A 4,574-nucleotide genomic window follows, 5' to 3' on the forward strand; every position below is an offset into this window, starting at 1 on the left:
CAGCTTTACGTCATCCTGAGAAGTCCAGTAAGCGTTTACAAGCCGTGTCCGATAGAGGTGGCGGAGGTAAAAGATGAAAAAGTTGTTGTGAGATGCGTCGACATCTACCACCCCATCGAACCCATTCCAGCTGAAGTTACTTACACGATCCTCAAAATAAATCTGGAGAACGGGACGATCATTGACAGAACATCCGTTCTCGGTTCTTACAGCTCCGTCATTTACATGTCGAAAAAAGCCATTTACGTCAGCTACGTCAAAGCGAAAGATCCGGCTGAGATCATGTTCGAGTTCGTGAAAAGCAACGAAGACCTCTTTCCAAGGGAGGTTATCGAGAGAATCGAGAAGTTAAAAAGCTACGACATCAGCAACAGGGCAAAATCGGTGGAAATTCGGCAGATAATCGACAGCTATATTTATTCCCTCGACGAAGACGAAAGACTGAAGTTCGAGAAGGAGATGTGGAACAGGCTTGAAAAATTCAGAGAAGAGAAGAAGAGAGAGTTCGAGAGGACTGAAATAGTTAAGATTTCCTTAGAGCTTGAGCCAGTTGCTGTAGGAGAAGTGCCGGGAAGGTTGCTCAACCAGTTCTCGATGGACGAATATAAGGGTTATTTAAGAGTCGCAACGACTTTCGGAGACGAGAACGACCTCTACGTTTTAGATGAAAGCTTGAACATCGTAGGCTCGATAACAGGCTTCGGAAAGACGGAGAGAATTTATGCGGTCAGATTTATAGCTGACAGAGGCTACATCGTGACGTTCAGGCAGATCGACCCCTTCTTTGTAATCGACTTAAGCGATCCGAGAAAGCCGGAGATAAAAGGGGAACTGAAAATTCCGGGATTCTCATCGTATCTCCATCCGATCACCGATCATTTAATACTCGGAATAGGGAGAGAAGAAGGATACGTGAAAATTTCCCTCTTCGACGTTAGCGATGCTGAAAATCCCGAAGAAGTGGATAAGTTCGTGCTCAAAGAGAGCTGGAGCGAAGTCTTAAGCAACCACCACGCATTTTTGCTGGACAGCAAGCACAAGGTTTTCTTCCTTCCGGCTGGAAAAAACGGCTACGTTTTCAGCTACGAAGGAAATAAGTTGAAGTTGATAAAAGCCGTCGAGGCTTTTGCAGTCAGAGCGATCTACATAGACGACTACCTCTACATCGTGGGAGACAAAATCGTCGTTTTCGACGAAAACAGCTGGGAAAAAGTGAGGGAGTTCGAATTTGAGTAATTTTTTAAACTACAATATTTTTAAAGATGATAGCATGAAACTTAAACACGCACTTTCGACTTTAATTCTCGGAGTTACTTCGGGATTTTTGATTTTCGCGATCCTCAACTCTTTCGAAGAGATGAGAGGATTCCCGACATTTTTATTCATCGCTCTCCTCGTAAGCTTGCTTTTCTCGGCGATGTACAGCAAAGCGGTGAAAAAGTTGAAGAATTTGAGATTTTTTATTCCTTTCACCCTCGCGACTTTCCTCGTTTCCGTTTTCACGTTCACGCTATACCTCGGCTTCGCTTTAATGCATGAACAAGCCGCATTTTTACACGTTAGAAAAATCGAAAATCAAGAAAAATGCGTTCCAATAACTGAAGAAAGTCTGTCGAAAATTCCCGTGCTTGAAAAAGCCGTAAAAAATGCTGAGAGAAAGGGAAAGGCGATTTTAAAAATAAACCGAGAGGGTGTAAAGATTCTTGGCAGCTACTACGGCAAATGCGTGGTCTACAACGGAAGTGCTTATGAGATAAATGTGGCGGTGACGTGAATGAACGAGAGTTTCATTGAGGGTTTTGTCGTAGTTTTGCTGCTCTTTGTACTCTGGATGCTCCTCGCGTTCTTACCAACAAGAGACCTCGACGAAAATGCAAGAAGGAGAGTGAGGGATTTAGCAATAGTAGGTTTAATTCTCTGGATTTCTCCGGATTTGAAATCGGCTGGAATTCTCGTCTTCTTCTACGGATACGCTCTCCTCCTCTACGAGAAGTTTCGGAAAGGAAGGAAGGAGCTGTAAATTTTAGGAAAAAATTATAAAAACTAACGTTTCCAAATCTTTTATATTTAGTCCCAAGAAAGACTAAGCGTGAGGATCGTTCTTGACAGGAAGGTTCTTTTTCTCCTTTCTTCGGAAACACGAATGGAGATACTGAAAAAGCTTGACGAGAGGAGAATGACTCTGAGCGAGTTATCGAGGGCTTTGAACCTTTCAAAGGCGACGGTCAAGGAGCATTTAAACAAGCTTCTTGAGGCTGGTTTGGTAAGGCGAGTTGAAGAGGGGAGAAAGTGGAAATACTACGAACTCACATCAGAAGGCAGAAGAATCCTTTATCCGGAAGAGGTTCCCTTAAAGCTTATACTCTCAATTTTCGCCGCCTTAGCGTCGATGCTCGTTGGCGTTTACGAACTGCTTAGATTTAAAGCATACAAAGTCGAAAAGGCTTTCGAAGTGGCGGTGAAGAAAGTTCCTACTCCCCTGCCGGAAAAAGCTCCAATGCCAACTCCAGCTAAAGCTCCAACTCCTCTTCCAGCTCCAACGAAAACGCCGACTCCAGCGGCAATTCCCTCTCCCACTCCACCAACTCCTCAACCTGAAATTGCGAAGAAAGTTCCGGCAGTAACAGAGGCGGCAAAGCCGCTCGTCGGAATTGACTTTCACTTCTACCTTGGCTTAGCTTTGATCTTCGTCGGAGTGATCCTAATTGCTTACACCGCAAGAAAGTTCAGGTAACTACTTCGCCCAACCTTCCAAGCTGCCAGGCTTTTTTAATTTCCATCATAGTCAAATCGAGAGGATCCTCAATTCTAACTCCATGTTTTAGCGATAAATTTCTCATTTCCGGAGAGGTCGGGCCTATAGCCGGATCTCCGGGAACCCTCAACGAGACGTCGAAAACGACGAATTCAAGCTTTGTATCGTCTTCTGGGGAGTAAGCTACAGCTCCCTGCAAACCGAACAGTCCTATGATTCCCGGCGGATACTCCTCCTCGCATGCTCTTATGAATTTCTCTCCAGCCTCGTAGACCATCTCCTGCTTGCTTTCCCTCATCGTAACGCCGAAGTGTCCTATTTCTTCATTCTTTACAGGAACATTTATCTTGAGCTGATCTTTAGCCGGCAAATTCAAAAATCCCTGCAAATTAACCTGCCTCCTATCAGAAAATCCAACGAAGTCGAAGTCGCCGAAGACATCTTTCAAAGCGTAGCTGTGGAAATTCGCGTTGAATCTCGCTCCGAGAACGTACTCCTCTATCCTCGCCTTTTTTAACCCTTCTTCGTTTATAACTCCCTCTTTTATAAGCTCTTCAGCTTGTTTGTAGTAATCTTCCGGAGAAGAGGCGTAGAAGAAAGCTCTCTCCAGCGGATTCTTAGCCTGTTGCACTTTCACGACAACAAGCCTGTCTATCTCCTCCGGCGACTCGAACTTCTTCGGAAACCTTATTCCGGCTTTCTCAAGCAGGTAATACTGTCCCTTCGGATTATCCCTCTCTTCGGCTCGAAGCAAATACCTGTTCCCGTAGATCGGGACCTTAAACTCGTTCTCGATTCCGTCGTAGCCGACGTAGACCGCGAAGCTTCTGTTTGGAATGATGATCACGTTTTCTTCTATCAGCTTTTCCTGAACTTCTTCGTTGAGCATATCCTTAAATCTCTCCAGAACTATCACCTCATCGTAGAGGTGGCGGTTGTATTTTGTATAGAGCTTGTCCCTACCCTTCTGAACGACGATGACAGTCTTGAATCCAAAGGATTTCGCGGCCATGCCTATTTCTTTTGCCGAATGAGATCCAAAAATTCCTATGGAAACGCTGTCGTAGCTTTCCGCTATCTTCTTAGCCTTCTCGCTTATCACTCTCCCACCCTCCTCAGAATGCTTTCGGCAGCGATCAATCCGGTTACAGCCGCTCCAACTATGCCTCTGCTAATTCCAGCTCCGTCTCCTATTGCATAAACTCCGCTTATGTTCGTCTCCATCTCCGAGTTGACGTTAAGTTTCAAGGAGTAGAACTTTATCTCCGGAGCGTAGAGCAAAGTGGAATCGTCAGCCACTCCGGGAATTACCTTGTCGAGCTGCTCCAAAGCATCTATTATGTCGTCCACAACTCTGCCGGGGTAGGCTAAGCTTATGTCCCCCGGCACCGCCGTTTTCAAGGTTGGCTGGACGAGACGGTTGTTCTTTATCCTCGTTTCTGTGCTCCTTCTTCCAAGTCTGAGGTCTTTAAGCCTTTGAACTATCGGATTTCCCCCGCCGAGCTTCGTCGTTATCTTAGCTAAATCTCTCCCCCAGTCGTTGGGAAATTCGAAAGGCTCGGTAAAGCGGTAATGTCCAAGGAGGGCGAAGTTCGTGTTATTCGTTTTCTCGTTAGCTTTGCTGTGCCCGTTAACCAAGCAGAACTCTCCGTAGTCCTCTCTTATCACCCAGCCTTTCGGGCAAGTGCAGAAGGTCCTCATGTAGTCGTCGTGCTTTTTCGTCACGACTCTGAGCTTCGGATCGTAAATTATCGAGGTTATCTCCTCCATTATGCTTGCAGGCACTTCCACCCTCACGCCAACATCTATAGCCTTTTCA

The 4,574-nt window shown here is 45.6% G+C and carries 6 protein-coding genes; 4 read left to right on the forward strand and 2 right to left on the reverse strand.

Annotated elements, in window-relative coordinates:
* The 4 genes from F7C14_RS04620 to F7C14_RS04635 form a co-directional block, all read left to right on the forward strand.
* Positions 1–1,236: beta-propeller domain-containing protein (locus F7C14_RS04620; RefSeq protein WP_290900314.1), on the forward strand; the 1,236-nt coding region annotated here is incomplete at its 5' end.
* 34 nt (positions 1,237–1,270) lie between these two features.
* Positions 1,271–1,774 carry a hypothetical protein gene (locus F7C14_RS04625; RefSeq protein WP_290900316.1) on the forward strand — a complete coding sequence of 168 codons (504 nt, stop codon included), beginning with the start codon at positions 1,271–1,273 and terminating at the stop codon, positions 1,772–1,774.
* Positions 1,775–2,020 (forward strand): hypothetical protein, encoded by a 246-nt coding sequence (locus F7C14_RS04630; RefSeq protein ID WP_290900318.1) that lies wholly within the window; start codon positions 1,775–1,777, stop codon positions 2,018–2,020.
* Positions 2,021–2,089: 69 nt separating this feature from the next.
* On the forward strand, positions 2,090–2,734 hold the full coding sequence (locus F7C14_RS04635; RefSeq protein ID WP_290900320.1) for a helix-turn-helix domain-containing protein: 645 nt from the start codon (positions 2,090–2,092) through the stop codon (positions 2,732–2,734).
* Here F7C14_RS04635 and F7C14_RS04640 read toward each other — a convergent pair.
* Positions 2,727–3,857, reverse strand: coding sequence for a formate--phosphoribosylaminoimidazolecarboxamide ligase family protein (locus tag F7C14_RS04640; RefSeq protein WP_290900323.1), 1,131 nt, complete (start codon positions 3,855–3,857; stop codon positions 2,727–2,729). The two genes, F7C14_RS04635 and F7C14_RS04640, sit on opposite strands and share 8 nt — an antisense overlap.
* On the reverse strand, positions 3,854–4,574 hold a 721-nt coding region (locus tag F7C14_RS04645), incomplete at its 5' end, for an NAD(P)/FAD-dependent oxidoreductase (protein WP_367114335.1). The genes F7C14_RS04640 and F7C14_RS04645, both read right to left, overlap by 4 nt.

The sequence above is a fragment of the Ferroglobus sp. genome (assembly GCF_015521575.1).
Taxonomy (GTDB): domain Archaea; phylum Halobacteriota; class Archaeoglobi; order Archaeoglobales; family Archaeoglobaceae; genus Ferroglobus.

Excerpts from the sequence above, each read along its gene's own strand:
- F7C14_RS04625 (WP_290900316.1), top strand. The coding sequence starts at position 1,271 with ATGAAACTTAAACACGCACTTTCGACTTTAATTCTCGGAGTTACTTCG.
- F7C14_RS04630 (WP_290900318.1), top strand. The coding sequence starts at position 1,775 with ATGAACGAGAGTTTCATTGAGGGTTTTGTCGTAGTTTTGCTGCTCTTT.